General features: G+C 66.5%; 29 protein-coding genes, 1 tRNA gene and 1 pseudogene. 14 read left to right on the forward strand and 17 right to left on the reverse strand.

Annotation, left to right across the window (positions count from 1 at the left end; translation table 11 throughout):
* Positions 1-28: 28 nt before the first annotated feature.
* The 5 genes from jaqu_RS18980 to jaqu_RS19000 all read right to left on the reverse strand — a co-directional run bounded on the left by jaqu_RS18980 (position 29) and on the right by jaqu_RS19000 (position 4,984).
* Positions 29-1,060, reverse strand: coding sequence for a sugar ABC transporter substrate-binding protein (locus tag jaqu_RS18980; RefSeq protein ID WP_043920579.1), 1,032 nt, complete (start codon positions 1,058-1,060; stop codon positions 29-31).
* A 67-nt stretch (positions 1,061-1,127) separates the two neighbouring features.
* Entirely contained in the window at positions 1,128-1,823 is a 696-nt protein-coding gene (locus jaqu_RS18985) for a D-lyxose/D-mannose family sugar isomerase (protein ID WP_043920580.1), read from the reverse strand.
* Between the two features lie 12 nt (positions 1,824-1,835).
* Positions 1,836-3,518: a chloride channel protein gene (locus jaqu_RS18990; RefSeq protein ID WP_392387225.1), complete on the reverse strand. Its 1,683-nt coding sequence runs from the start codon at positions 3,516-3,518 to the stop codon at positions 1,836-1,838.
* A gap of 99 nt (positions 3,519-3,617) precedes the next feature.
* Positions 3,618-4,322 carry a GNAT family N-acetyltransferase gene (locus jaqu_RS18995; protein WP_043920582.1) on the reverse strand — a complete coding sequence of 235 codons (705 nt, stop codon included), beginning with the start codon at positions 4,320-4,322 and terminating at the stop codon, positions 3,618-3,620.
* A 26-nt stretch (positions 4,323-4,348) separates the two neighbouring features.
* Positions 4,349-4,984, reverse strand: a complete 636-nt coding sequence (locus tag jaqu_RS19000) for a DUF3047 domain-containing protein (protein ID WP_043920583.1) — start codon at positions 4,982-4,984, stop codon at positions 4,349-4,351.
* A 203-nt stretch (positions 4,985-5,187) separates the two neighbouring features.
* Between jaqu_RS19000 and jaqu_RS19005 the strand changes: the two genes are divergently transcribed.
* From jaqu_RS19005 to jaqu_RS19025, 5 genes are read left to right on the forward strand one after another with little or no spacing between them, the layout of a single operon-like run.
* Entirely contained in the window at positions 5,188-5,694 is a 507-nt protein-coding gene (locus jaqu_RS19005) for a type III secretion system chaperone family protein (RefSeq protein ID WP_043920584.1), read from the forward strand.
* Complete coding sequence (gene proC / locus jaqu_RS19010) at positions 5,681-6,475, forward strand: pyrroline-5-carboxylate reductase (RefSeq protein WP_043920585.1); 795 nt, start codon at positions 5,681-5,683, stop codon at positions 6,473-6,475. Before jaqu_RS19005 ends, proC begins: the two co-directional genes overlap by 14 nt.
* Positions 6,472-6,804 (forward strand): tRNA-binding protein, encoded by a 333-nt coding sequence (locus jaqu_RS19015; RefSeq protein WP_043920586.1) that lies wholly within the window; start codon positions 6,472-6,474, stop codon positions 6,802-6,804. The genes proC and jaqu_RS19015 overlap by 4 nt, the downstream gene beginning before the upstream one ends.
* A complete protein-coding gene (locus jaqu_RS19020; RefSeq protein ID WP_043920587.1) occupies positions 6,801-7,742 on the forward strand; it encodes a 2-hydroxyacid dehydrogenase in 942 nt (313 codons plus the stop codon). Before jaqu_RS19015 ends, jaqu_RS19020 begins: the two co-directional genes overlap by 4 nt.
* Entirely contained in the window at positions 7,739-8,224 is a 486-nt protein-coding gene (locus jaqu_RS19025) for a methylated-DNA--[protein]-cysteine S-methyltransferase (protein ID WP_043920588.1), read from the forward strand. The genes jaqu_RS19020 and jaqu_RS19025 overlap by 4 nt, the downstream gene beginning before the upstream one ends.
* Here jaqu_RS19025 and jaqu_RS19030 read toward each other — a convergent pair.
* The 10 genes from jaqu_RS19030 to jaqu_RS19075 all read right to left on the reverse strand — a co-directional run bounded on the left by jaqu_RS19030 (position 8,172) and on the right by jaqu_RS19075 (position 18,314).
* A complete protein-coding gene (locus jaqu_RS19030; protein WP_201774383.1) occupies positions 8,172-8,645 on the reverse strand; it encodes a PPC domain-containing DNA-binding protein in 474 nt (157 codons plus the stop codon). The genes jaqu_RS19025 and jaqu_RS19030 overlap by 53 nt on opposite strands.
* A gap of 6 nt (positions 8,646-8,651) precedes the next feature.
* Entirely contained in the window at positions 8,652-10,109 is a 1,458-nt protein-coding gene (locus jaqu_RS19035; protein ID WP_043920590.1) for an NAD-dependent succinate-semialdehyde dehydrogenase, read from the reverse strand.
* A 4-nt stretch (positions 10,110-10,113) separates the two neighbouring features.
* Positions 10,114-11,067 (reverse strand): aldose epimerase family protein, encoded by a 954-nt coding sequence (locus jaqu_RS19040; protein ID WP_043920591.1) that lies wholly within the window; start codon positions 11,065-11,067, stop codon positions 10,114-10,116.
* Positions 11,068-11,127: 60 nt separating this feature from the next.
* Positions 11,128-12,939: a M3 family oligoendopeptidase gene (locus jaqu_RS19045; protein WP_043920592.1), complete on the reverse strand. Its 1,812-nt coding sequence runs from the start codon at positions 12,937-12,939 to the stop codon at positions 11,128-11,130.
* 64 nt (positions 12,940-13,003) lie between these two features.
* Positions 13,004-13,987, reverse strand: a complete 984-nt coding sequence (locus tag jaqu_RS19050) for a Gfo/Idh/MocA family protein (protein ID WP_043920593.1) — start codon at positions 13,985-13,987, stop codon at positions 13,004-13,006.
* Positions 13,988-14,162: 175 nt separating this feature from the next.
* The gene (locus jaqu_RS19055) at positions 14,163-15,194 is read right to left on the reverse strand and encodes a sodium:calcium antiporter (RefSeq protein ID WP_043920594.1); all 1,032 of its coding nucleotides are present in this window, start codon (positions 15,192-15,194) and stop codon (positions 14,163-14,165) included.
* Positions 15,195-15,255: 61 nt separating this feature from the next.
* Positions 15,256-15,525 carry a DksA/TraR family C4-type zinc finger protein gene (locus tag jaqu_RS19060; protein WP_043920595.1) on the reverse strand — a complete coding sequence of 90 codons (270 nt, stop codon included), beginning with the start codon at positions 15,523-15,525 and terminating at the stop codon, positions 15,256-15,258.
* Between the two features lie 37 nt (positions 15,526-15,562).
* A complete protein-coding gene (locus tag jaqu_RS19065; RefSeq protein WP_043920596.1) occupies positions 15,563-15,931 on the reverse strand; it encodes a DUF1428 domain-containing protein in 369 nt (122 codons plus the stop codon).
* A 248-nt stretch (positions 15,932-16,179) separates the two neighbouring features.
* Positions 16,180-17,076 carry an RNA polymerase sigma factor RpoH gene (rpoH, locus tag jaqu_RS19070; RefSeq protein WP_043920597.1) on the reverse strand — a complete coding sequence of 299 codons (897 nt, stop codon included), beginning with the start codon at positions 17,074-17,076 and terminating at the stop codon, positions 16,180-16,182.
* Between the two features lie 242 nt (positions 17,077-17,318).
* Positions 17,319-18,314, reverse strand: coding sequence for an RluA family pseudouridine synthase (locus jaqu_RS19075; RefSeq protein ID WP_043920598.1), 996 nt, complete (start codon positions 18,312-18,314; stop codon positions 17,319-17,321).
* Between jaqu_RS19075 and jaqu_RS19080 the strand changes: the two genes are divergently transcribed.
* Together jaqu_RS19080 and jaqu_RS19085 are read left to right on the forward strand one after the other, a co-directional pair.
* Positions 18,304-18,600 carry a DUF6476 family protein gene (locus jaqu_RS19080; protein ID WP_052501079.1) on the forward strand — a complete coding sequence of 99 codons (297 nt, stop codon included), beginning with the start codon at positions 18,304-18,306 and terminating at the stop codon, positions 18,598-18,600. The two genes, jaqu_RS19075 and jaqu_RS19080, sit on opposite strands and share 11 nt — an antisense overlap.
* Before the next feature lie 57 nt (positions 18,601-18,657).
* Positions 18,658-20,244 carry a mechanosensitive ion channel family protein gene (locus tag jaqu_RS19085; RefSeq protein ID WP_052501077.1) on the forward strand — a complete coding sequence of 529 codons (1,587 nt, stop codon included), beginning with the start codon at positions 18,658-18,660 and terminating at the stop codon, positions 20,242-20,244.
* Positions 20,245-20,251: 7 nt separating this feature from the next.
* On the opposite strand, the gene jaqu_RS19090 is transcribed toward jaqu_RS19085, so the two are convergent.
* Positions 20,252-20,328 (reverse strand) — tRNA-His (locus jaqu_RS19090).
* A 209-nt stretch (positions 20,329-20,537) separates the two neighbouring features.
* Positions 20,538-21,053, reverse strand: a complete 516-nt coding sequence (locus tag jaqu_RS19095) for a GNAT family N-acetyltransferase (protein WP_043920600.1) — start codon at positions 21,051-21,053, stop codon at positions 20,538-20,540.
* A gap of 47 nt (positions 21,054-21,100) precedes the next feature.
* Here jaqu_RS19095 and jaqu_RS19100 point away from each other — a divergent pair, with 47 nt between their 5' ends.
* From jaqu_RS19100 to jaqu_RS19130, 7 genes and pseudogenes are all read left to right on the forward strand, one after another.
* Positions 21,101-21,286 carry a DUF6324 family protein gene (locus jaqu_RS19100; protein ID WP_043920601.1) on the forward strand — a complete coding sequence of 62 codons (186 nt, stop codon included), beginning with the start codon at positions 21,101-21,103 and terminating at the stop codon, positions 21,284-21,286.
* 351 nt (positions 21,287-21,637) lie between these two features.
* The gene (locus jaqu_RS19105; RefSeq protein ID WP_043920602.1) at positions 21,638-22,270 is read left to right on the forward strand and encodes a hypothetical protein; all 633 of its coding nucleotides are present in this window, start codon (positions 21,638-21,640) and stop codon (positions 22,268-22,270) included.
* Entirely contained in the window at positions 22,267-22,662 is a 396-nt protein-coding gene (gene ybgC, locus jaqu_RS19110; RefSeq protein WP_043920603.1) for a tol-pal system-associated acyl-CoA thioesterase, read from the forward strand. The genes jaqu_RS19105 and ybgC overlap by 4 nt, the downstream gene beginning before the upstream one ends.
* Positions 22,663-22,686: 24 nt before the next feature.
* Entirely contained in the window at positions 22,687-23,295 is a 609-nt protein-coding gene (locus tag jaqu_RS19115; RefSeq protein WP_043920604.1) for a type VI secretion system-associated protein TagO, read from the forward strand.
* A 248-nt stretch (positions 23,296-23,543) separates the two neighbouring features.
* Positions 23,544-24,242 carry a protein TolQ gene (gene tolQ / locus jaqu_RS19120; protein ID WP_043920605.1) on the forward strand — a complete coding sequence of 233 codons (699 nt, stop codon included), beginning with the start codon at positions 23,544-23,546 and terminating at the stop codon, positions 24,240-24,242.
* Complete coding sequence (gene tolR / locus jaqu_RS19125; RefSeq protein ID WP_043920606.1) at positions 24,242-24,727, forward strand: protein TolR; 486 nt, start codon at positions 24,242-24,244, stop codon at positions 24,725-24,727. The genes tolQ and tolR overlap by 1 nt, the downstream gene beginning before the upstream one ends.
* A 1-nt stretch (position 24,728) precedes the next feature.
* Positions 24,729-24,955: pseudogene (locus jaqu_RS19130) on the forward strand (hypothetical protein); the annotation flags it as partial.

Below are 24,955 nucleotides of genomic sequence, written 5' to 3' on the forward strand. Positions count from 1 at the left end.
CCGGGGCCCTCGGCCCCGGACGGGGAAATCACCCCCAGCACAGCTCCTGGCCTTCCTCGACCGAGATGCTCTCCACCCCTTCGGCGGGCTGATCGGTCACGAGGGCCACGCCCGTGTCGAAGAAGTTCTTGCCTTCCGTCGGTGCGGGAAGCGTGCCGTCCTTCGCGAACTGGGCGATGGCCTCGATGCCGAGCGACGCCATCAGTAGCGGATATTGCTGCGATGTCGCGCCGATCACCCCGTCGGCCACGTTCTGGACGCCCGGACAGCCACCATCGACCGAGACGATCATGACGTCGTTCTCGCGGCCCACGGCGACCAGCGCCTCGTAGGCGCCCGCGGCTGCGGGTTCGTTGATCGTGTAGACCACGTTGATGTCCGGATCCTGCGCAAGGCAGTTTTCCATCGCGGTGCGGCCGCCTTCCTCGTTGCCCGCCGTCACCTCGTTGCAGATGATGCGCGCATCGTCCTCGTCGCCCCAGCGGTTGGGATCGCCGAGTTCGATACCGAAGCCCTGCAGGAAGCCCTGGTCGCGCAGGACGCCGACCGTCGGCTGGCTGATGGCGAGATCCAGCATGGCGATCTTGGCGTCCGCCGCCGCATCGCCCAGTGTCGCGGCCGCCCACTGGCCGATCAGTTCTCCGGCGACGAAGTTGTCGGTCGCGAAGGTCATGTCGGCTGCGTCGATGGGGTTGAGCGGCGTATCGAGCGCGATCACCAGAATGCCGGCATCACGCGCCTGCTGCACCGGATCGACGATCGCGGCCGTGTCGGAGGCCGTGATCAGGATGCCCGACGCGCCATTCGCGATGCACGTCTCGATGGCGCGGACCTGGCTTTCATGGTCGCCGTCGATCTGGCCGGCATAGGAGGTCAGCTCGACCCCCAGCTCCGCGGCCTTCTCTTCTGCGCCTTCGCGCATCTTCACGAAGAACGGGTTCGTGTCGGTCTTGGTGATCAGGCACGCGCTGGTGCCTTCGGGTGCGGCATGAGCATCGGCCCAGGCCGTCCCGGTCATGGCGACGACAGCCATCGCGGTGCCGCAAAGCAGCTTCTTCATGGTCTTCCTCCCTTTGCCCGCGATTTGGCGCGGGTCCCGGTCAGAAGACCTTCGGGCGTCCCTTACGTCAACCCGATGCGGCGAGCCACGTCGCGTAGTCGCTGACAAGCAGATGGGTCGGGGGCTCGTCCTCTTCGATGTCGGCAAAGCGGCCGATGGGTTCGCGGAACACGTTGTCGGTTTCGTCGTCGTTCACGGTGCTGACCTCGCCGATCAGCACATCGCCCCCTTCGCCCCAGAAGGCGTGCCAATCGCCCGGCATCAGCGTCACGCTCTCGCCCGGCGCAAGGCGCAACTTCTCTCCCGGCGCGAAGTCCCGAGCGATCCCGTCGCACATGACGCGTCCGCCCCGGTCTTCGGCAAAGCCGCCCGACTCGTCGGAGCCGTAGAGTTCCACCACCAGCGTCGCGCCACCGCGGTTGATGATGTCCTCTGCCTTGATGACATGCGTATGCATCGGGCTGAGCTGATCCTGGCGCGAGATCAGCAGCTTCTCGGCGTAGCACATCCCTCCGCCGCGGCGCAGATCCTCCAGCCGACCGTTGCGGAGAGTGAACAGGAACAGGCCCATCTCGTCGAACCGCCCCGCACCGTAATCGGTGATATCCCATCCGCAGCGCGCGTCGATCACCGCACGCGCGGTGTCCGCCCGCGCCCTGAACTCATCCGGAGACCAACCCGCGAATGGGGGCAGGACAAAGCCGTGGCGGCGGATCATCTCGTCCGCCTCGGCCATGATCCGGTTGATGCGAGAGCGTTTCATTCGATCCTCCGATCAGGCATGTTCCTCTGCGGCCGTCTCCGCCAGCGCACGATTGAAGACCCGCAGCGCGTCGACGTAAAGCACGACGCCGACGATTTCGGGCGGACCTTCGTCTTTCAGCCGGACGACGGCAAGGAAGTCGGAATTCGACCTCTCGAAAAGAGGGATCGCCTTTTCCAGCGTGTCGGACGGATCGACGAACAGCGCCTCGTTGACCGCGCGGCGGATCCGATCCTCCTTCGGGGCCTTCGGATGCTCGGGCGCCTTGAGGACCGACGACACGCGGATCGTCGCCAGAAGGTAGCGCTGCGGCCCTGCGGCCAGATGGATGCCGCGGCGCTTGAGTTGCTCGAGAAAGAAGCTGCGGGCGACCAGCCGGCTCGACAGGGCAGTCGCCGAACCGACGGCAACCATCACCGCGATCCCGGTCTGCCAGTCTCCGGTCATCTCGAACACGATCAACGTGGTGGAGATCGGCGCCCCCAGCACGGCGGCGGCGACGGCCCCCATTCCCGCCAGCGCGTAGACCGTCTCGGATCCGGACATGTCGGGAAAGATCCCCGTCGCGAGCAGACCGAAGGCCAGACCCGTCAGAGCGCCGATCATCAGCGCGGGCGAGAAGATGCCCCCGCCCATCCGTCCGCCCATCGTGACCGCCACGGCAAAGACCTTGATCGCCGCGAATACCATGGCCTCGTGCAGGATCAGGTTGCCGGACAGGGCCGCCGACGTGGTCTCGTATCCCACGCCGATGATGTGCGGGAAGAAGATCGCCAGCGCGCCAAGCATCAGGCCCGATACGGCCGGGCGCGCCATCGCGGGGATCACGAACCGGCGCTGGACGGCGGTCCCGAAATCCTCGGCGACGAAGACCGAGCGCATCAGGACGACCGCGACCAGCCCGCTCGTCAGGCCCAGGATCGCGAAGGCCGGGAGCTCGGCATAGAAGGCCATCGTTCCGTCCGCTGGCAGACGGAACTCGGTCACGTCGCCGAAATGGATCCTGCTGACGACCGAGCCCGAGACGGCAGCGATCGTGATCGGGGCGAAGGCATGCACGGCGAAGTGGCGCAGCACGACCTCCAGCGCAAAGAGAGCCCCCGCCAGGGGCGCGTTGAAGCTGGCTGCCACGCCCGCCGCGACAGCGCAGCCCAGCAACTCGCGGCCGGTGACGCCGTCGGCATTGATCTTGTTCGACACCCAGCCCGCGATCAGCCCGACCATGTGGACGACCGGTCCCTCCCGCCCGGTCGAGCCGCCGGTAGACAGCGTCGTCAGTGAGGCGAAGATCGAGGCGAGGCCCGCCCGCCTCTCGACCCGGCCTTCGCGCAGGGCGGCGCCCTCGATCACCTCTGCAACGCCGCGCACACGGCCATCGGGCGTGAAGCGCGTCAGGATGAACCCGACCAGCAGGCCGCCCGCGGCGGGCAGGAGCAGGATCCACCACCACGGCAGGTTGACGACGAAGCTGTGCAGCATCCTCGGATCATCCGTTCCGTAGAGGAACGTCTGCAGGGTCGAAATCGAGAGCATGAAGCCGACGGCCAGATAACCGGAGGCGATCCCGATCCCGAGTGCGATGAACCAGAACTGAAGCTGGCTCGGCCCCTTGTCGCGGATCACGTCCCACGTCGCGCGCAAGCGCGCGGGGAGAAGGCCCGGCGGGCGATCCGTCTGTGCGGGACGATCTGTCACCCGGGCGATGCTAGGCGCGCAAACGGTCCGGAACAAGCGAGCCCGCTCGCCAACCGCTACCGAACCGTAACAGGCCGCAAGAGGCGGGATCCGGGCCGATCAGACCTTCGGCATTCCCTCCGCCGTCGATCCGCGATCCAAGTTCCGGACGATCTGTGCGATCATGTCAGACAATGCACGTCTCTGGCGCCCGTGCGGATCGAAATTGCCGGGGTCGAGCCACGCCTCGAAGGCCGGGCGGAGGAACGGCCATTCCCGGTCGAGGATCGAGAACCAGGCGGTATCCCGGTTCCTGCCTTTCACGACCATGTGCTGGCGGAACACCCCCTCGAATGCGAACCCGTATCGAAGCGCCGCCCGCCGCGAAGGTGCATTCATGGCGTTGCACTTCCATTCGAGCCGCCGGAACCCGCCGTCGAAGGCCGTCTTTGCGAAAAGAAAGACCGCCTCGGTCGCCGCAGGCGTGCGTTGCAGGGCAGGCGCGAAACACAGATGTCCGATCTCGATCACGCCGTTCGCCCGATCCAGCCGGAGAAGGGACCCGACCCCGCTCCACCCATCGGCGGATCCGATGGCATAGAACACCGGATCCGAGGAGGCCGCCTGCCGCTCTATGTGTTCCCGGTACTCGGACAGAGCGCCGAACGGACCATCGGGCAGCCACTGCCAGATCTCGTCATGTCCCGCCATCCGAGACCACAGATCCTCTGCATGATCGGGGCGCAGCTTCTCGAGCCGTGCGTGATGGCCCGCCAAATGCGCGGGCGGCATCCAGGAACGGGGCGGGGTCCAGTCGAGGCTCATGTCCCACGGCTAGGAAACGCGTCTGATCAACGCAAGTCCGGCGCCGTCAGAGCCGCGCGGATCCGGCCGTCGGTATCGTCGGAATCCGCCGAGACCCCAATTCCGACCAGAACACCCGGCGCGCCGCCGAAGGCACGGGCGTAATCCGCCGCGAGGTCGACATTCTCCCGATGCTGCCCGGTCCCCGCATTACGCAGGACGATCGTCCGCATCCCCGCCAGATATGGGCTCTGCTGCATCGTTCCCCGCGCGTCGTCGTCGCCCCAGACATAGACCAGAACGCGCGTGTTCTCGTCTCGCAGCAGGCGGGTGGCCCGGCTCGGGTCCGCACGGGCCGCGGTCTGCGGATCGGTCCAGGCGAAGTAGAGGGCGAGGTTGCGATCGTCCCCGCCCTTCCGGCGCAAGTCGGTTGCGCCGACGCCTTCGGCAACGGACCACGACCACGACGCACGGGTCGCGCCGCGCATCCGCTCGGGAACCGCCCGCCAGAGCAGGCTGACAGTCCCGTCCGACGTGACCTGAAGATCGCCGCCCCGCTGGACGTAGTTGTTGGACGACAGTCTGAGGAAGCCCTGCTCCCGCCAGGAGCCGTCGAAAGCGAGAGATTGGGCGGCGGCGGGCGCGGCCAGCAACGTGGCGAGCAGAAGGATGAGGTGTCTCATACGATGCACCTAGCCCCCTCGGCCGATCCGGTCACCTGACATGCACGTGAGGATGCGGCGATGGCCGAAAGCTGGGGATAAGGCCGATCTTTCGCTTTACAGGCGCATATCCGCGCCCCACCATATGCTGTAGGGGCCAGTGAGAGGCGACATAGAATTCGTCCACAGGCCCACCCCTAGCGAGGCCGGAGGGCCCAGTGCATATGCTGCATCAGCGCGATCAGTTCTCGGAAACGGGCGACCTGCATCCCATCGATCTGGTCGAGACCGTGGCCGAAACCCACGAATGGGATTTCGACCGCGTCGGCGAAGATCAGATCGCCATGGTGGTCGAGGGCCAGTGGCGCAGCTACTCGGTCACGCTTGCCTGGTCCGAAACCGAAGAGACGTTGCGCCTGATCTGCTGCTTCGAGATGGAGCCGCCGGGTGAGAGCCTTCCCTCCCTCTACGAGTTGCTGAACCTCGTGAACGACGAGTGCTGGGCCGGCAGCTTCACCTTCTGGCGTGACCAGAAGCTGATGGTCTATCGCTACGGACTGGTCCTGTCCGGTGGCGCCTGCGCCCAGGTCGAGCAGATCAACACCCTTGTCGCCGAGGCCGTACTTGCAGGAGAGCGGTTCTATCCCGCCTTCCAGCTTGCCTGCTGGGGCGGCCGCACCCCCGAAGAAGCGATGCAAATCGTCATCGCCGAGGCCTATGGCCACGCCTGACCTGTCTGAAGTGTCCGCGCGCGGGCTGGTCCTGCTCGGATGCGGCAAGATGGGATCGGCGCTACTGGCCGGATGGCTGGACGCGGGGCTGGATCCTCAGGCGGTCCGTGTCGTCGAGCCCGCCCCGTCCGAATGGCTGCGCGGCACAGGCGTGCGGCTGGACGGTCCGATGCCCGATGCGCCCGCGGTCGCATTGATCGCGGTGAAACCGCAGATGATGGCCGACGCCCTGCCCGCCCTGCGGGACCTCGACGCGCTGTTCATCTCGATCGCCGCAGGGACGCCGATTTCCGCCTTCGAGACCGCGCTTGGTGGTCGCATCATCCGGGCCATGCCGAACACCCCCGCCGCGGTGGGGGCCGGGATCACGGCGATGATCGGGAACAAGGCGGCCACCGGCGCCGATCTGGACCTGGCCGAGATGCTCCTGTCGTCGGTGGGTGAAGTGGTCCGGCTGGAAAGCGAGGAGCAGATGGATGCGGTCACGGGCCTGTCGGGCTCCGGCCCGGCCTACGTGTTCCACGTGATCGAAACGCTGGCCTCTGCGGGCGAGGCGCAGGGATTGTCGCCGGAACTCTCGCTCCGCCTCGCACGTGCGACGGTCTTCGGCGCGGGAAAGCTGGCCATGTCCGGCGAGGATCCGGGCCAATTGCGCATCAACGTCACCTCCCCGAACGGCACGACGCAAGCGGGGCTCGAGGTCCTGATGGCAGACCTCCCGGACCTCATGGCCCGGACCGTCGCCGCCGCCGCCGACCGATCCCGCGAGTTGCGGGGATGACCATTTCGTTCGAGGATTTCCTGAAGGTCGATATCCGCGTCGGGACCGTCCTGCGGGCCGAACCCTTCCCCGAAGCGCGCAAACCCGCGATCAAGCTCTGGATCGACTTCGGTGCGCTGGGCGAGCGGAAGACATCCGCCCAGTTGACGACGCATTACACGCCCGAGACGCTGACCGGGAAACAGGTCATGGCCGTCGTGAACTTCCCCCCGCGCCAGATCGGGCCCTTCATGTCCGAAGTCCTGGTCCTCGGCCTGTCCGATGCGAAGGGCGGGATCGTGCTGCTGGCGCCGGATCAGACGGTGCCGAACGGCGGGAGGATGCATTGAAGCTGTTCGTGTCCCGTGCCCTGCCCGACAGCGTGATGGAGGCGGCGGCCGAACACTTCGAAGTGACCTGCCGCGAGACGACGCAGCCGATGGATCTGGATGAATGCCGGGCCGCCCTTGCCGAGGCTGACGTCATCCTGCCGACGCTTGGCGACGCGTTCGGGGCCGATGCGTTTCCCGGCGAGATCCGGGCGCGCGGACTGGCCAATTTCGGGGTCGGCTACAACCACATAGATGTGGGCGCGGCCCGGGCGGCGGGGCTGGTGGTGACCAATACGCCCGGCGCCGTGACCGATGCCACCGCCGACATCGCGCTGACGCTGATCCTGATGACCGCCCGCCGGGCCGGCGAAGGAGAGCGTGTGGTCCGCTCCGGCCGCTGGGGCGGCTGGCATCCGACACAGATGCTGGGCCTGCACGTCACCGGAAAGACGGTCGGCATCGTCGGGATGGGCCGGATCGGCCAAGCCATTGCACATCGCTGCAGGGCGGGCTTCGGGATGGAGGTCGTGTTCTACAATCGCTCGGACAAGCGGATCGACGGCGCGCGCCAGCTTGGGAGCGTGTCCGAGGTCTGCGCTGCCGCCGATGTCGTCGTGATGGCCGTCGCGGCGACGCCCGAGACGCGTCACCTGATTGATGCCGATGCCCTGTCGGCGATGCGGCCCCATGCGATCCTCGTGAACATCGCGCGCGGCGACGTCATCGACGAAGGGGCCCTGATCGACGCGTTGCGGGACCGCCGCATCGCCGGAGCCGGGCTCGACGTCTACGAAAACGAGCCGGTCGTGCCCGACACCCTCATGACGTTGGAAAACGCCGTTCTGCTGCCCCATCTCGGGACGGCGGCGCTGGAGGTCCGCGAAGCGATGGGCCGCATGGCGCTCGACAATGCCATCGCCATCGCAGAGGGCCGTACGCCACCGAACCCGGTGTGATCACCTTCGCCCCGATCGAAACGGTGATCGGACCGGTTCTGATTGCCGGCCGCGACGGTGAGATCACGCATCTTCGGCTTCCGGGCGATGACGGCCCGCCGCGCGCCGATGCGGACTGGCTGGAGGCGCCGGCGATCTGGAAGGACGCCGAAGATCGGGTTCACGCCATCCTCGCCGGATCTGACAGGGATGTCCCGCCGCTCGCGCCGGAAGGCTCCCAGTTTCAGCTTCGCATCTGGAAGGCGCTACGCGCCATCCCACGTGGCGAAACACGCAGCTACGCGCAGATCGCCCGTGCCGTCGGTCGACCCGGCGGAACGCAGGCCGTCGGGCAGGCCAACGGTCGCAATCCGATCCCGCTGCTGATCCCCTGCCACCGGGTCATTGCCGCGGACGGAAGTCTGGGCGGCTTCTCCGGCAGCCTTACGATCAAGCGTCGCCTTCTGGAGATGGAGGGGGCGTGGCAGCCTCGGCTGATTTGATGCCTTTGGGCTCGACGCTGAGTTCGCGATAGCCCGACAGGCCGCAGCGCGCCCGCGAGAAGGACAGATCGTCCAGCGCCACGACCACGATCTCCGCCGTCGTGTAGATCGTCGCACCTGAGACGAGATGGCCGCCGATCACGCGGCCCGCCCCGTCGGCGATGCAGAGATGCAGGTGATGCCCCTCTGGGTCGACCGTCCCGACCAGCGAGACGATCTCGAACCGACCTTCGTGCAAGACGGCATCGTCCCGATCTGCGTAGCGCAGGGTCGCACGGGTGAGGCTGCCGACACAGGTGACGAGCGTCAGGGCGTCGGCCCCGATATCGCGCCGGGCGGCGTGGAGCCTGTCGAGCAGGTCGTCGCCCGGCTTCAGTCGGAATGCCGCAAAGGTCCCGCGCGACATGCCGGGCTGCGCCACGCCCGGTCAGATCCCGTCGATACAGACGTATTTCGTCTCGAGGTAATCCTCGAGGCCCTGGCTGCCGCCCTCCTTGCCGAGGCCGCTTTCCTTGACCCCGCCGAAGGGCGCCTCGACCGTGGTGATGAGGCCCGAATTAATGCCGATCATCCCGTATTGCAGTCCCTCGTTCAGGCGGAAGGCGCGGCCCAGATCCTGGGTGTAGGCATAGCAGGCGAGACCGTAGACCGTTGCGTTGGCCATCTCAATCGCCTCCTCCTCCGTCTCGAAGCGGAAGACGGGGGCGAGCGGGCCGAAGATCTCTTCGGTGGCGAATTTCATCGCCTGCGTGGCGCCCGCGACCACGGTCGGCTGGAAGAAGGTGCCCCCCTTCTCGTGGCGGTCGCCGCCGGTGACGACCTCGGCCCCCTTCTCCTTCGCGTCGGCCACGAATTCCTCGACCTTGGCGACAGCATCCTCGTCGATCATCGGACCTTGTTCGACACCGTCCTCCCGCCCGTCGCCGACCTTCAGCGCTTCGGTCTTCTCCTTGAGCTTCGCGACGAAGGCGTCATGGATGCCTGCTTGCACGTAGATGCGGTTGGCGCAGACGCAGGTCTGGCCCGAATTGCGGAACTTCGAGACCATCGCGCCCTCGACGGCGCGGTCCAGATCGGCGTCATCGAAGACCAGGAACGGGGCGTTGCCGCCCAGCTCCATCGAGACCTTCTTCACCGTGTCCGCCGACTGGCGCATGAGCTCCTTGCCGACCTCGGTGGAGCCGGTGAAGGTCACCTTCCGCGTTTCGAAGGCATCCATCATCGCACCCGCGATCTCTCGCGCCGATCCGGTCAGGATGTTCACGACGCCCTTGGGATAACCGACCTCTTCGGCCAGCGCCCCCCAAGCCAGACCGCTATAGGGCGTCGCGGTCGCGGGCTTGGCGACGACGGTGCAGCCGACCGCCAGGGCCGGGGCGATCTTGCGGGCGAGCATCGAGCTGGGGAAATTCCACGGCGTGATCATGCCGACCACGCCAACGGCGTGCTTCGTCACCAGAATGCGGCGCCCGTTCACGCCGGCGGGAACGATCTCTCCCTTGGCGCGGCGCGCCTCCTCGGCGAACCAGCGGACATATTGCGCGCCGATGGCGATCTCTCCCTTTGCCTCGGCCAGCGGTTTGCCCATCTCGACGGTCAGAAGCTCGGCCAGGCTGGCCTGGTTGTCCATGAGCGCGTCGTGCAGCTTCCAGAGCAGCGCGCACCGGTCCATCAGCGGCATGTCGCGGAACGCGGGAAACGCCGCGCTGGCGTCGGCGATAGCGCGATCGGCCTCGGCGCGGCCCATTCCGGGCACGGTGCCGATCACCTCTCCCGTGGCCTTGTTCGTCACGTCGATGGTCTTGCCGCTATCCGCGCCGATCCATTCGCCGCCGATCAGGCAGGTCTCGCGCATCCATTGGGTGTAGCCGGTCTGGTCGAGCATGGGATCAGCCTTTCGAGAAACTGAAGGTTGTGGTCTGTCGGTAGGTCTCTCCCGGCCGCAGCACGGCCGAAGGGAAATCGTCGTGGTTGGGCGCGTCTGGCCAGATCTGCGGCTCCAGCGCGACGCCGGCATGGGCCCCGTAGCGGCGCCCCCCGAGGCCGGAAACGCCGATATCCAGCTTGGCTCCGTCATAGACCTGAAGGCCGGGTTCCGTCGTCGCCACCCGCATCTCGATCCCGGACGCGTCGGAGCGCAGGGCCGCGATCTCGCGCAGCGGTTCGCGACCGCTCGAGAGACAGAGGTTGTGGTCCAGAAGACCCTCTCCGGCCAAGGCACGGCCCTGCCGGAAGTCGAAGCAGGTGCCGTCGACGGACGCCACCCCGGTAGGAATCAGATCTTCGTCAACCGCAACGTAGCGATCAGCCGCGACCGTGAGGCGGTGGCGCGAAACGTCTCCGGTGTCGTCCAGGCGCCAATAGGTATGGTGGGCGAGATTGCAGATGGTCGGCGCTTGCGTCGTGGCCCGATATTCGATCCGCAAGGTGGCGCTCGGCGCGCAGGAGAACAGCGCCTCGATCCGCATCTCGCCGGGAAAGCCCATCTCGCCGTCGCGCAGGGTCAGCCCGAAGCGGATCGCATCGACCTCGTGATCCAGAAGCTCCCAGTCGCGCTTACCGGTCCCGGCCGACCCGCCGTGGAGCGTATGACGGCCGAGAAAGTTGGGATCGGTCCGGAACGTCCTCCCGTCGAGGGTAAAGCGCGCGGCCGCAATCCTGTTGGCGTAGCGCCCGGCTGTCGCACCCATATATCGCGAATGAGCGGGATAATCCGCCGGATCCTCCAGCCCGAGGACGAGCGGCGCGTCGTGCCCGTCCAGCCGCAGATCCCGCAGACTGGCGCCGAAGGACAGAAAGGTCGCCGTCAGCCCGTCACCGGAGATCGTGTGGCACGCAATCATGGCCGTCACCTACACCAGCGTCAGGGAACGCGCCATGTCGCGCATGCACCGCGATGCGGGTCAATCCATCGCTTCAAGTTCGTCGATGAAGCCCTCGATCATGCCAAGGCCCTTGTCCCAGAAGGCGGGATCGCTGGCATCCAGCCCGAACGGGGCAAGCAGATCCTTGTGATGCTTGGAGCCGCCGGCCCGCAGCATGTCGAGATACTTGTCCTGAAAGCCCTCGGGCGTCTCTTCGTAGGCGGCGTAAAGGGCGTTCACGAGGCTGTCCCCGAACGCATACGCATAGACGTAGAAGGGCGAATGGACGAAATGGGGGATGTAGCCCCAGAAGCTCTCGAAGCCCTCCATGAACTCGACCGCCGGCCCGAGGCTTTCCGCCTGAACCGACATCCAGAGCGCGCCGATATCGTCGGGGGTCAGTTCGCCTTCGCGACGGGCGGCGTGCAGTTTGCATTCGAAATCGTAGAAGGCGATCTGGCGCACGACCGTGTTGATCATGTCCTCGACCTTGCCCGCCAGCAGAACCTTTCGGGCGTTCTGATCAGGGGCCGCCTTCAGCAGCGCGCGGAAGGTCAACATCTCGCCGAAGACGCTGGCCGTCTCGGCAAGTGTCAGCGGGGTGGAGGACAGCCATTCGCCCTGTTCCGCCGCCAGCACCTGATGCACCCCGTGCCCAAGCTCATGGGCCAGCGTCATGACGTCACGCGGTTTGCCAAGATAGTTCAGCATCACGTAGGGATGCGCGTCCGTAACGGTCGGATGCGCGAAGGCACCGGGCGCCTTGCCGGGTTTCACCGGCGCGTCGATCCAGCCCTTGGTGAAGAACGGCTCCGCCAGTTCGGCCATGCGGGGATCGAAGCCCGCATAAGCCGTCGTGACCGTCTCGACCGCCTCGTCCCACTGGATGCGACGGTCTTCCTCCATCGGCAGGGGCGCGTTGCGGTCCCAGGGGCGCAGCTTGTCGAGGCCCAGCCACTTGGCCTTCAGCGCGTAGTAGCGATGGCTCAGGCGCGGATAGGCGGCGACGACCGCGTCGCGGAGCGCCTGCACGACCTCCGGCTCCACGTGGTTGGCAAGGTGGCGCGCCGATTGCGGCGTGGGCAGCTTGCGCCAGCGATCCTCGATCTCCTTCTCCTTGGCCAAGGTATTATGGATGCGGGCGAAGGTGCGGACATTCGCGGAGAGCACACGCGCCATCTCGCGCGCCGCATCCTCCCGCAGGGACCGATCCTGTTCGGACAAGAGGTTGGCGACGCCCTCGATCCCATAGGTCTCGTCGCGCACGGTGAACTCCAGCGCGGCCATCGTCTCGTCGAAGAGCTTGTTCCAGGCGCTGGCTCCCACGACCGAGGCATCGTGCAGAAAGCGTTCCATCTCGTCGGACAGTTGATGCGGCTTCATCGCACGCAGGCGATCCAGCGTGGGCCGGTAGCGCGCGAGGTCGGCATTCGCCTCGTAGAGCCCGTCGAGGAAAGCATCCTCCAGCCGGTTGAATTCGAGATTAAAGAAGACGAGCGCCGTGGACGCGTTGGTCAGGCGATCCTGCATGTCCGAAATGAACTTGGCGCGCTCGCCGTTCGTCGTCTCCTGGTAGTAGCGGAGCCCGGCATAGGACATGATCCGCCCCGCCACCTGATCGAGACGCTCGTGGCGCTGGATCGCGCGCAGCATCCCGTCCGCGTCGAGCGTATCGAGCTTGCCTTCGTAATCGGCCGCATAGGCTTTCGCCTCCGCTTCGAACCAGTCGAGATCGGCCTTGAGCTGTGGCGCATCGGGGGCCGTGTAGAGATCGCTCAGATCCCATTCCGGCAGGTCGCCGAAGGACTGGCCGCCCGAAGCGTCGGCATCGAAGGTGCGGGGGTCGCGCATATCGGTCTCCTCTGGTTGCCCGAGAGGTATGGCCACGGTCGCGCCGGGGCAACCGCTGAGCGGATCAGATCGCCGGCCGACCTCCGGCGGCGGCATAGGCCATGTCGATCACCCGCTGGGTGCCAAGCGCATCCTCCAGCGTCCAGGTGAACGGGGCCTCGCCCCTGATAGCGGCGGAGAAGGCCTCGACCTGCAAGACGTATTGGTCGACCCCGGGCCATGTCCGCGCGTGGCGGACGCCGTCGGTCCCCCGCCAGTCCACATGCGCGGGGCCGAACCGAGACGGATTGTAGGGCGCCGTCAGCCGCACGAGGCCTTCGGTCCCGTGAAAGCAGATCCATTGGTCCGGCAGCATCCGCATCGAATTGACCCAATGCGCCGTGAAGGCCGGGAACCGTGCCGAGACACGGGCTAGCGTGTCGCAGCCCGCCTCCCACTCGATATCCGCGTGGGTGATTTCCTCTGGATCGGACCGGGTGGCCCATCGCGTCGAGCCATAGGTGTAGACCCCGATATCGGGCAGCGCGCCGCCCCCGGTCTCTGCAGAATTCCGTATGTTCCCCGGATCGGACGAATTGTCGTAGGTGAACACGGCTTCGACATGGCGGAGCCGTCCGACCGTCCGGCCATCCAGCAACTCCCGGACGAAATGCCACTGGGGATGGTGCACGATCATGTAGGCTTCGGCACAGATCAGGCCGGTCCTGTCGCGCAGGGCGATCAGGGGATCGATCTCCTCTGCCCGCATGGCCACGGGTTTCTCGACAAGGACGTGCTTGCCGGCTTCAAGCGCCTTCGCCGCCCATTCGATGTGCAGCGTATGGGGCAGCGGAACGTAGACCGCGTCGATTGCGTCATCGGCCAGAAGGGCGTTGTAGTCGCCATGGATACGCAGGTCTTCCGTGATGCTCCGGAAGGGTTCGGCTTTCTCCGGGGAGCGGGTCGCGAGCGCGGCCAGACGGTTGCCCCGGGCCATGTGGATCGCGGGCGCCATGTCGCGCCGCGCAAATCCGGACGCGCCCAACACGCCCCAGCGGACCTCTGCCATCGCGTCCTCCTCCGTCACAGGATGTTCGCCGCGACGGTAAGCCCATGATCCGAGGCTGTCATCGGCGAGGAAACTGGCCGCGGGGCGGGAACTTGCGAGGGCGGATCCCCCGGGAGCAGCATGGCAACAGCACTACAGGAACGGCGACGGCCAGATCCTGTGCGCCGCGCGCCACTCAACCCGACAGGGCCTGGACCGTCACGGCGGTCCCGTAGACCGCCAGCAGGGCGACGCTCTCGAAGCCGATGCCGGCGGGGCCGTCCCGCTGCCGCCGGATCTGCCCGGCAAGCAGGATCGCGGTCATCAGAAGTCCGGTCGCCAACCAGTAGAGATCCTCCGTCCCCAGCGCGTGGTAGAGCGATCCGTCTCGATAGGCGATGTCCGAGGCCGCCAGGAAAAGGGTGTCGAACATGTTCCCGCCGATCACGCCCCCCACGGCCAATTGAAGCGCCCCCCGGCGAACCGCCGCCAGGGTCGTGACCAGTTCCGGCAACGACGTCAGGACCGCCGTCACCAACGCGCCGACCAGAGAGGACGAAAGACCGGATCGCTGAATGAGAACCCCTGCGGATTGGGCGATCACCCAACCGGACAGGGCAAGGACGAGGGCAAGCCCCGCGAAGATGATCGCCGGGCGGACGGGGCTGCGCTCCGCCTCTTCCGGGTCTTCGGGGGTATCCTCGCGGGTCTCGTCGGTCTGGACCGGACGCCACATCGGCGCTTCGCGCACTTCGCGCGTGACGCGCAGACCATAGACGTACATGCCGATCATGACGGCAGTTATCGGATGAAGGCCGAGGATTGTGATCGGCGGAGCCGCATATCCGACCAGTGGCAAGGTCAGGAGCGTCATCAACAGGACGCCCTGGATCAGATTGGCAGGCTCCGCCGCTGCGTGTTCCAGGTTGGCGCGGCGATGTCCCAGATCGGCAAGTGCCAGAAAGACCGTCTGCGCCGCGATCCCGCCCACGCCGTTCGAAAAGGCGAGCGACGCATCCCCCGAGGCCGCACCCGTCACCGAGACGACGAGGCCCGAAAGGGATGTCGCCGCCCCCAACACCAACCCGCCGACCAGCGCTTCCCCCCACCCTGCGCGGTCGGCGATCTGGTCCGCCAGGGCCGTCATTCGAAGTGAGGCGACCAGCACGACACCGGCAGCGACAATCAGGATGCAGATCAGAACGAGAGTCGAAAAAGATGCGAACACACGGCGCCTTTCGGTTGCACGGCATTAACCGGCTCGCGTCAAAGGCGTTCCATGGATCGGCCTAGCGCAATTGGCTGTCTTTCGAGCCGCGCCTGTTGATCCCCGTCCGCGCGACCGGGCGCGCATCTCGTTCCGACGCACAGTCGAAACACAATTTCACGCCCGGAATGGCCTGGCGCCGGGCTTCCGGGATCTCCTCCTCGCACTCGGCGCAGTGGGTCAGGCTTTCCCCAACCGGTGCCGCGCGGGATTTCATGCGGGCGAGTTCATCCTGGATCGAAGCCTCGATCTGCTCGCCCACTGCGCCGTCGCGTGTCCATCCGCCTGCCATGATCCCTGACCTCCCGTGATTTCAGATCGTCACCCAGTCAGACCCGCTCATTGACCACGGGCGCAAATCCACCCCAGATCATGCGCTTTCCATCGAATGGCATCTCCGACATGCCGGCCATCACCTCTGCGAAGTCGGGTTGCCGCATCCTGTCGTTCGCGGCGGCGTAGGTCTCGCGATCCGGCCACTCGATCCACGAGACAAGGACCGCTTCTCCGTCCTGCCGCTTGACCGCCATCGGAAAGGACGTGACCTCCCCGTCGGGCACGTCATCGCCCCAGCTTTCCGTAATCGAGAGCGCGCCAAGCGGCTTGAAGATCACTTCCCACGCTTCCTTCGCATGAGCGATGAAAGCATCTTTGTTGGCCTCCGGAACGGCGGCGACGCTGGCCATGAAATACGACATTCCGAATTCTCCCGTTTCTGCCGGATCACGTCGACACCAAGTTGGGTCGGTGCCGGATCATATCACGACGTTGCCGCACACGAACAAAGCAAAGCTCGCCGGACGAGGCCCGGGCGTTCGCGCCGCAGAGGAGAGACATATTTCAGCCGGGCATCTTAATCGCATCCTCCTGCGGGGATTCCGACGAAAAGACGGCTCCCGATGGGGAGCCGCCGTTCTCACATGCCAGTCGGTCAGGTCTCGGGACGTCAGGCGGCAACCATGCCTTTCTCGCGGGCCAGTTCCTTGACGCGCTTCTGCAGCTTCTCGAAGGCGCGCACCTCGATCTGACGGATCCGTTCCCGGCTGACGTCGTACTTGCCGGAGAGATCCTCCAGCGTGACGGTCTCTTCGGACAGCCGGCGCTGGGTGAGAATATCCTTCTCGCGATCGTTCAGGACGTCCATCGCCTCGGTCATCAGGTCGATACGCGCTTCGTACTCGTCGCGCTCGGCATAGTCGCCGGCCTGGTCCGCGTCATCGTCCGCCAGCCAGTCCTGCCATTGTGTCGTCGAGTCGCCATCCGAGCCGACCATGACGTTTAACGACGCGTCTCCGCCCGACATGCGCCGGTTCATCGAGGTCACCTCGTCTTCTGTCACGCCCAGATCGTTGGCGATGCGGGCCACGTTTTCAGGGCGCAGGTCGCCCTCCTCCAACGCGCCGATGCGGCTCTTTGCCTTGCGGAGGTTGAAGAACAACTTCTTCTGCGCGCTGGTCGTGCCGAGTTTCACCATCGACCACGATCTCAGGACGTATTCTTGGATCGCGGCACGGATCCACCACATCGCATAGGTCGCGAGACGGAACCCCTTTTCGGGGTCGAACTTCTTGACGGCCTGCATGAGACCCACGTTCGCCTCGCTGATCACTTCGGCCTGCGGCAATCCGTAGCCGCGGTAGCCCATGGCGATCTTGGCGGCGAGACGCAGATGCGACGTGACGAGTTGGTGCGCCGCGTCCGTGTCCTCGTCTTCGACCCACCGCTTGGCGAGCATGTATTCCTGTTCAGGTTCCAGCATGGGGAACTTGCGGATTTCCTGAAGATAACGGTTCAGCCCCTGCTCGGGCGAGGGGGCCGGAAGGTTGGCGTAGCTGGCAGCCATGATGTCACTCCCTCATGTTAATAGGCTTAACACCCTTTAAGTCGGATATGGGTGCAGCCCGGTCGTTTACAAGACGTCGCACGCGCTTGATCGGAGCGACGTCGCTTGACTTCACATTACACTAGCCGATCCAGAGAGACATCTCCCGAGTGTAGCCAATCCTATGTGCTCGTTCGCACCGAAAACGGCGCTAGGCGCTCAACGTTCCGCCCTGCGACACGATGACTCTCTCTGCCACCGGTCTACCGCAACGCGGTCAGGAGGTCCGCCATGTCCTCCGGCATCTCTGACTCGAAGCGAAGCGTCTCGCCGTTGGCCGGATGCACGAAACCGAGCACCGCCGCGTGGAGCGCCTGTCGCGAGAACGACGCGGCTGCCCCCGCGCCCGGCTGATCCTTCGGCATCTTCCTGCGGCCTCCGTAGACAGGATCACCCAGAAGACCGTGGCCGACATAGGCCATGTGGACGCGGATCTGGTGTGTCCGGCCGGTCTCCAGCCGGCACTCGACCAGAGCGGCCGCACCCAGATCCTCGACCATCCGCACACGCGTGATGGCATGCCGCCCGTGGTCCCAGACGACAGCCTGGCGCTGACGATCCGTCGGATGGCGCGCGAGGTTCGTCGCGATGCGAAGCGACGCACCTTCCCACGACACCCCCCGCAATCCGCGCAGACGCGGATCCGCCGGATCGGGCACACCGTGGCAGATCGCTCGGTAGACCCGCTCGGCCGTGTGGGCTTCGAATTGGGCGGCGAGGCCGTGATGCGCGGCATCCGTCTTGGCCACGACCAAAAGGCCCGACGTATCCTTGTCGATTCGATGCACGATCCCCGGCCGCGCCCGCCCGCCGACCCCGGACAGGTCGTCTCCAAGATGGTGCATCAGCGCGTTGACCAGCGTGCCGTACGGCGTCCCCGGCGCAGGATGAACGACCATCCCGGCCGGTTTGTCGACGATCAGCACGTCCGCATCCTCATGGACGATCCGGAGAGGGATCTCCTCGGGCGCGATGTCGACGGCTTCCGGCGGCGGTAGGTCGATCTCGACGGCATCCCCCTCGAAGACCGTCCCCTTCGCGGACGCGATGGCTCCGTTCACCCGGACCGCGCCGTCCCCGAGCAGGCGAACCAGGCGAGAGCGCGACAGATGTGCGCCCTCTGGCGCGTCCCGCGCGATGGCCTTATCCAGACGCGGCGGCGGATCGGCCGCGATGCGGAAGGTGATCGTGTCCGACATCCAGCCCCCCGAACTGCCCGAGCCTGCCAACCTGCGGTTCCTGCGCCGCCTCGTGACGACACTGACGGCAGTGATGATCGTCGGGCTGATAACCGTGGTGACCCTGCTTGTCATCCGTCTCCAGGCGCCCACGGTGACCGTGCCCGATGCGCTTGTCTTGCCGGACGGCGCGTCTCCCCTGGCCGTGACCCGCACCCCGTCCCTCTGGATCGTGACCACGACCGACGGGCGCGTCTTCGCCTTCGCGCCGGACGGAACCGATCTCCGCGAGATCGCGATGGATTGATCCTGGCTCCACCTGCACTCCCGCCCCATCGTTGCCGGCCCCACCACGAGACTTCCGATGTTCCGCATTATCTCCCTCGTCTGCCTGCTTGCGTTCGCGAACCCGGTCTTCGCACAGGAGGAACCGGCCGCGCCCGAGCCGGAACTGACCGATCCGTTCGACAGGCTTACTCCGCGCAGCACCGTGGACGGGCTCATCGCGGCCTTCGCCGAGAGCGACACGGAGGCGGTCCAACCCTTTCTTGATCTCTCCGACATCCCCGAAAGCCGCCGCAATATCGAGGGCCGGAGGCTCGCCACCCGCCTTCAGGAAGCGCTCGACCGCGGCGGCGTCCTTCTTCCGGGCTTCCGCCTCTCGTCGTCTCCCGAGGGCGATACGGCGGATGGCTTGCCCCCCGATCAGGATCTCTTCGCCCAGGTCATGATCGGCGGAACCGATGCGGATCTGACCCTGCTCCGCAGTCCTTCGGAGGACGGCACGCCCGTCTGGCGGGTCTCCCCGGCCTCTCTGGCCGTGATCGCAGAGCTTGGTCCGCTCGGCGCAGCCGCCATCTACGAGACGTTCTTCCCGGAGCGCCTGCGGGAGTGGCAGATCGCCGGCGCGTCGGCTGCCTCGTGGCTCGCGGCGCTGGTCCTGGGCGCGGTCGCGGTTGTGCTCGCCGCGACGCTTGTCTGGACGCTCTTCGCCCTCGTCCTGTTGGTCTTCCGGCCAATGCGCGACAGCGCCGCGGCCCGCCTCGTGCGTCCTATGCGGCTCCCCATGGCGCTCGTCATCGCGGCACCGCTCGCCCTCGCCTTGTCTCTACTCGTCGGCATTCCCGTTGTCGTCCGGGCGGCCTTCGGCCCAATTGTCGAGACCGCCATCTGGCTGGCAGTGACCTGGATGCTGCTGCGCCTCGTCCATGCCGTAGGCCAGGAACTGCTCGAAAGTATGACGCGGCGCGGCAGGCTGGGTGCGGTGTCCGTGATCGCGCTCGGACGACGGATCGCGATTGCCATCGTCGTCCTGATCGCTGCCGCCCTCATCGCGTCCAGTTTCGGGCTCAACCTGGCCGGTTGGCTCGCAGCGTTCGGCATCGGCGGCATCGCCATCGCGCTCGGCGCGCAGAAGACCATCGAGCATCTGGTCGGCGGGGTCAGCATCATCGCGGACCAGCCCATCCGCGTCGGCGATTTCTGCCGGATCGACACCCTGCTGGGCACGATCGAGGATATCGGCCTCCGCTCAACACGGATCCGCACGCTGGACCGGACGCTCGTGACGATCCCGAACGGCGATCTTTCCTCGGCCCGGATCGAGAACTACGCGAACCGCGACCGCTTCCTGTGGAAAACGCTCATCGGCCTGCGCTACGAGACCACGCCCGATCAGATGCGCGGCATCCTCCGTCAGCTCGAATTGATGCTCCTGTCCGACGACCGGATCGCCGAAAACCCGCGGGCACGCTTCGTGGCCTTCGGCGCCTCGTCGCTTGATATCGAGATCTTCGCCCACATCCTCGCGAAGGATTATCCCGCGAGCCTCGAGATCCGCGAAGAGATGAACCTGACGGTCATGGACATCGTCGAGAAGGGCGGATCGGGCTTCGCCTTCCCGTCACAGACGGTCTATTTCACCCGCGACGAAGGCCTGCCGGATACCTGAAAGGGGATGGTACCGCCTCCCCGGCTTGAACGGGGGACCTCTGGATCCACAATCCAGCGCTCTAACCAACTGAGCTAAGGCGGCACGCCGGGGCGATGTAGCGAAGCGCGTCCCGCGGCGCAAGAGAGGCGCGGCCGCATTCGCCGTCGATCCCGGAGGGCCTGAGCGATGGCATTCGATCTGATCGAGAGGCCACGGACCGTCCTGCGCTTGCTCGAACAGAAAGATACACCCGTCATCGTCGGCCTGTTTGCAGACGGGTAACTGCGCCGCCTGAGCCGGTCCGGGCGGCCTCAGGTCCTGCTCTCTGCCGATGCCCCGACCTCGCCGCGAAGACCGATCTCCCAATTCTGCTCGACCGTCGGCTGGCCCCAGGCCACAACGGGCTTCTGATCGACCAGGCGGAAGCCGTTCCGCGCATAGAGCCGCCCTGCCGCGCGGTGGCTCTCGTGGGTCCACAGGACAAGCCGGTCCGCGCCGGTTTCGCGCGCATGGGCCATGCAATGGTCGAGCAGCGCCTGCGCCAAGCCGGTGCCGCGCGCCTCCGGCTCCACCAGGAACATCCGCAGCTTGGCTATGTCCGGCGCGGGGCGCGTGCAGAAGATGCAGCCGAGACGGGCCTGGGCCCGAACGGCGATCCACGCCCGCTCCTGCGGGCCACGCGTCTCGATGAAGTCCGCCAGCAGCCGCAGGACCAGCGCCTCGAACCGGATGTCATAGCCCTCGTCCGACCAGTAGAGCGCGCCATGCCGTGAGGCGACCCATCCGGCATCGCCCGGCTCCAGATCGCGAAAGGCCCACCCCATCATGGCCGGGGACGCTTGCACAGCGACCACCGCGGGTCTAGGCCCCGCCCATGGGCATCAACGACGAATCCGACACCGAGGCGGGCCTTCAGATCGGTCCGACCGACAAGGGCATGGTCCGCATCTACATCGAGAGCGGGAGCGCCGAGATCCCGATGGATTTCGACCCCGACGAGGCCGAAGAGATCGCCGAGGAGATCCGTGCCGCCGCCGCAATGGCCCGCAAGCTCCGCTAAGGGGCTCGATGGTCGGACCGGACGGATTGGTCCGGGGAAAAGATACCATCGTCCGACCGTGGTTGCGTCCGGCCTGGACGGCTTTCGCTCGCTCGGCGTCCCCGCCGGCATATTCCGGCCTCCCACAATTCACGCCGTGATCACGGGCTGACGCTGGACAAGGCCCGGCGACGGGTTGGGGCCCAAAGCGCAAGCTACCGGTCTGGTGCGACGCGCGCTCGGCCGGCCCTTCTGTGACCTGCGAACTCGCCCACATGCGCCGAACCTCGGCGTCCTTCTCCATGCCGCCGGCAAAGCAGCATCAGATGGAGCCGCTTGTCGCCTCGGACGAGCCGTGGCACCCAGCGCCCCATGACGCCGCTCTCCGCAGATTCCGTCGAGGCGCTATTCACACGCTCGGACGGCCAGTACCTCTTCGCCCGCTGGGGGCGTCCTATCGTGCCCGTCATCTTCGGGGTCGAACCGCCAAGCGTCGCCACGCTCAAGGGCGCCATCGAGGCTCTGTGCGTGCTAACAGGCCACAAGATGGCCGAGACGGATCCCGAACTGGGCGCGAACCTGATGATATTCTTCTGCCGCGACTGGTCCGAGCTGCCGGAGGTCCCGAACCTCGACCGGCTCATCCCGGATCTGGATCATCTGATCGCGCGGCTGACCGAGGCACAGGCGAACCAGTACCGCATCTTCCGGTTTGACGAGGCGGGCGCGGTCCGGGCATGTTTCAGCCTGATCCGGATGGATCAGCATCTGTCCGACGTGCCGGCCGAAACGCTCGCGCTGAACCAGATGGTGCAAGCCATGCTGCTTTGGTCCGACACGGCCTTCGCGCAGGCGAGCCCGCTTGCGATGGCGAGCGGCAACGCGGTGCTCCGTCCCGATATCGCGGACCTGATGCGCGCCGCCTACGATCCGGTTCTGCCGGCCCATGCGCAGGATGCCAGCCACGCGCTGCGCCTCGCCGCCCGCCTTGGCCGGACGCAATGACCCATAGCTGGCCGATCCGGGTCTACTACGAGGATGTCGATCTCGCGGGCATCGTCTACTACGCCAACTATTTGCGCTTCATCGAACGGGCCCGGTCCGAGATGGTCCGCGAGGCGGGGATCGACCAGGTCGCGATGCGCGAGGCGGGCACCGTCTTCGCCGTCGCCAAGGTCGAGGCGGATTACCTGCGGCCCGCCCGCTACGACGACCGGCTCGATGTCCTGACGGAGACCGTATCGGCAGGTCCCGTGCGGCTGGTCATGGATCAAGAGGTGCGTCGCGGTGAGGAGCTTCTGTTCCGGGCCCGCGTCAAGGTGGTCTGCATGGATCTCGATGGGCGCCCGAAACGCCTGCCCGAGGCCGTGCGAAACCTCGCTTCAACGGAACCTTAACACCCCGCGGGGCAGGGTCTGGATATGCGATTCCTGATCCTCCTCCTCATGCTGGTGGCCGATCCGGCCATGGCGACCGATTGCATGTCCGTGACCGATCCCGGCGACCGTCTGTCCTGCTGGGACAGATCCGCGCGCCTCGCATCGGCCACCACGACCCGCGGCGCCTATACCGCGTGGCGCACGGAAATCGATCTGTCGGATCTGGATGGAACCCACGACGTCTTTCTGTCGGTACCATCCGCCGCACCCCTTCGCTGCGGGGCCGGGCGGGCGACGCTGTTCCTGCGCTGCCTGGGCGATCGCACGGCGGCCTTCATCTGGCACGGCTGCGATGCCGCCAAGCTTGTTCCGGATACCCGGGCCGTCACGCTGCGCGTCGATGACGGGCCGATCCGCCATGCCCGGTGGCAAGTCGGCGGCGACAGCGCGACACTCGGTCTGTGGGAATACCGCCCGGCGCGACGATTGATCGAGGCGATCCAGAACGGCCGCGTGCTTCATGTGGCGTTCCGCGATCATATCGACCGCACGCACGAGATGTCGTTTCCGGTCGCAGGGCTGCGTGAGGCGGGGGCTCCTCTCCGCATTGCGTGCGGGTGGTCGGACGTGCTGCCCCCAGGGGACGACTGAAAGCGCCACACCCGCGCGTCCGACCAGCCGGCGATCATGATCGATGCGCCAGCCTCACGCGCCGATTTCCGCCGGATACGGCCAGCCATGGTGCCGCATGGGCCGTTGCCGGAAGGACTCCGTTTCGCCGGGTTTCAACCTCGTGAACGCCACACCCCTCGCACGAGGGGTTCCGATCTGCTATCTGCCTTCCATGGACGCGGGCGCCGAACGACCCGCGTACGCGAAACATTAGGGCGGGCAGTCCAATGGAAACCGAGGTTCTGGCAGCCGCTTCCGGCGCCGAATATTCGATGTGGTCGCTATTCTGGCGGGCCACGTTCATCGTAAAGGCCGTCATGATCATGCTCTTCGTGGCATCGGTGATGGTCTGGGCCGTGTGGCTTCAGAAAGTGGTGCAGTTCCGGGCCGCCCGACGCCGAGCGGCCGCCTTCGACCGGGCCTTCTGGTCGGGCGACCCGCTCGACGAGCTCTACGACAAGATCGGAGAGACGCCGCGCAGCGCATCCGAACGGATCTTCTCGGCCGCCATGAGCGAGTGGAACCGTTCGCACCGCGACGATGGCGGTCTGATCGCGGGAGCGCAGGCGCGCATCGACCGCACGATGGATGTCGCCATCGCCAAGGAGCGCGACCGCCTGACCTCCGGCCTGACCTTCCTCGCCACCGTCGGCAGCGTCGGCCCGTTCGTCGGACTGTTCGGAACGGTCTGGGGCATCATGCATGCCTTCCAGGAAATCGCGATCCAGCAGAACACCAACCTCGCGGTCGTCGCCCCCGGCATCGCCGAGGCGCTGCTGGCCACCGGTCTCGGCCTGCTGGCCGCGATCCCGGCGGTCATCTTCTATAACAAGCTGACCCGCGACGCGGACCGCATCACCGGCAATTACGAGGCCTTCGCCGACGAATTCGCGACCATCCTGTCGCGCCAACTGGACGCGGCCTGATGGGCGCGCGGACCATGCCCTCGGCCGGTGGCGGAGGCGGAGGCCGCCGCCGTCGCAGCGCCCGCCTCTCGCAGCCCATGTCCGAGATCAACGTGACGCCGTTCGTCGACGTCATGCTGGTGCTCCTGATCATCTTCATGGTCGCGGCGCCGCTGCTCACATCGGGCGTCCCGGTGCAGCTGCCGGAAACGGCCGCCGCTCCTCTCCCACAGGAACAGGAGGAGCCGCTGACGATCTCCGTCGGTGCGGACGGCACCACCTCGATCGGCTCGACCATCGTGGCGCGCGAGGAACTGGTGACGCGCCTGCGCGCGATTTCGGCAGAACGCGACAGCCCGCGGGTCTTCCTACGTGCGGACGGCTCCGTCCCGTACGAACAGGTGATGATCGTCATGGGCGCGCTGAATGCGGGCGGCTTCCGCGATATCGGTCTGGTCACCGATGGCGGCGGGCCGACGCTCGACGCTCCGGAAGGCGACGGCTGACATGCGGATGCGGACGGCGGTCGCGGCGTCTGGCACGGCGCATGGGGGTCTCATCCTCTATGCGCTCGTGGCGGGAATGCTCGTGATCGAGGACGAGCCGCCGTCGATGCCGCCCATCGGCGTCCAGATCGTCAGCGACACCGAGTTCGCCGCGTTGGTCTCCGAAGCGCCTAGCGTCGCGCCCGCACCGGAAACCCCGACCGCGCCCACCGCCCCCGAACCGACCAC

The sequence above is a fragment of the Jannaschia aquimarina genome (assembly GCF_000877395.1).
Lineage (GTDB): Bacteria > Pseudomonadota > Alphaproteobacteria > Rhodobacterales > Rhodobacteraceae > Jannaschia > Jannaschia aquimarina.

What these genes read in the sequence shown, in the direction of transcription:
- jaqu_RS18980 (WP_043920579.1), bottom strand. Translation starts at nt 1,060, where the DNA reads ATGAAGAAGCTGCTTTGCGGCACCGCGATGGCTGTCGTCGCCATGACC.
- jaqu_RS18985 (WP_043920580.1), bottom strand. Translation starts at nt 1,823, where the DNA reads ATGAAACGCTCTCGCATCAACCGGATCATGGCCGAGGCGGACGAGATG.
- jaqu_RS18995 (WP_043920582.1), bottom strand. Translation starts at nt 4,322, where the DNA reads ATGAGCCTCGACTGGACCCCGCCCCGTTCCTGGATGCCGCCCGCGCAT.
- jaqu_RS19000 (WP_043920583.1), bottom strand. Translation starts at nt 4,984, where the DNA reads ATGAGACACCTCATCCTTCTGCTCGCCACGTTGCTGGCCGCGCCCGCC.
- jaqu_RS19005 (WP_043920584.1), top strand. Translation starts at nt 5,188, where the DNA reads ATGCTGCATCAGCGCGATCAGTTCTCGGAAACGGGCGACCTGCATCCC.
- proC (WP_043920585.1), top strand. Translation starts at nt 5,681, where the DNA reads ATGGCCACGCCTGACCTGTCTGAAGTGTCCGCGCGCGGGCTGGTCCTG.
- jaqu_RS19015 (WP_043920586.1), top strand. Translation starts at nt 6,472, where the DNA reads ATGACCATTTCGTTCGAGGATTTCCTGAAGGTCGATATCCGCGTCGGG.
- jaqu_RS19035 (WP_043920590.1), bottom strand. Translation starts at nt 10,109, where the DNA reads ATGCTCGACCAGACCGGCTACACCCAATGGATGCGCGAGACCTGCCTG.
- jaqu_RS19040 (WP_043920591.1), bottom strand. Translation starts at nt 11,067, where the DNA reads ATGATTGCGTGCCACACGATCTCCGGTGACGGGCTGACGGCGACCTTT.
- jaqu_RS19045 (WP_043920592.1), bottom strand. Translation starts at nt 12,939, where the DNA reads ATGCGCGACCCCCGCACCTTCGATGCCGACGCTTCGGGCGGCCAGTCC.
- jaqu_RS19050 (WP_043920593.1), bottom strand. Translation starts at nt 13,987, where the DNA reads ATGGCAGAGGTCCGCTGGGGCGTGTTGGGCGCGTCCGGATTTGCGCGG.
- jaqu_RS19060 (WP_043920595.1), bottom strand. Translation starts at nt 15,525, where the DNA reads ATGGCAGGCGGATGGACACGCGACGGCGCAGTGGGCGAGCAGATCGAG.
- jaqu_RS19065 (WP_043920596.1), bottom strand. Translation starts at nt 15,931, where the DNA reads ATGTCGTATTTCATGGCCAGCGTCGCCGCCGTTCCGGAGGCCAACAAA.
- rpoH (WP_043920597.1), bottom strand. Translation starts at nt 17,076, where the DNA reads ATGGCTGCCAGCTACGCCAACCTTCCGGCCCCCTCGCCCGAGCAGGGG.
- jaqu_RS19075 (WP_043920598.1), bottom strand. Translation starts at nt 18,314, where the DNA reads ATGTCGGACACGATCACCTTCCGCATCGCGGCCGATCCGCCGCCGCGT.
- jaqu_RS19085 (WP_052501077.1), top strand. Translation starts at nt 18,658, where the DNA reads ATGTTCCGCATTATCTCCCTCGTCTGCCTGCTTGCGTTCGCGAACCCG.
- jaqu_RS19095 (WP_043920600.1), bottom strand. Translation starts at nt 21,053, where the DNA reads ATGATGGGGTGGGCCTTTCGCGATCTGGAGCCGGGCGATGCCGGATGG.
- jaqu_RS19100 (WP_043920601.1), top strand. Translation starts at nt 21,101, where the DNA reads ATGGGCATCAACGACGAATCCGACACCGAGGCGGGCCTTCAGATCGGT.
- jaqu_RS19105 (WP_043920602.1), top strand. Translation starts at nt 21,638, where the DNA reads ATGACGCCGCTCTCCGCAGATTCCGTCGAGGCGCTATTCACACGCTCG.
- ybgC (WP_043920603.1), top strand. Translation starts at nt 22,267, where the DNA reads ATGACCCATAGCTGGCCGATCCGGGTCTACTACGAGGATGTCGATCTC.
- jaqu_RS19115 (WP_043920604.1), top strand. Translation starts at nt 22,687, where the DNA reads ATGCGATTCCTGATCCTCCTCCTCATGCTGGTGGCCGATCCGGCCATG.
- tolQ (WP_043920605.1), top strand. Translation starts at nt 23,544, where the DNA reads ATGGAAACCGAGGTTCTGGCAGCCGCTTCCGGCGCCGAATATTCGATG.
- tolR (WP_043920606.1), top strand. Translation starts at nt 24,242, where the DNA reads ATGGGCGCGCGGACCATGCCCTCGGCCGGTGGCGGAGGCGGAGGCCGC.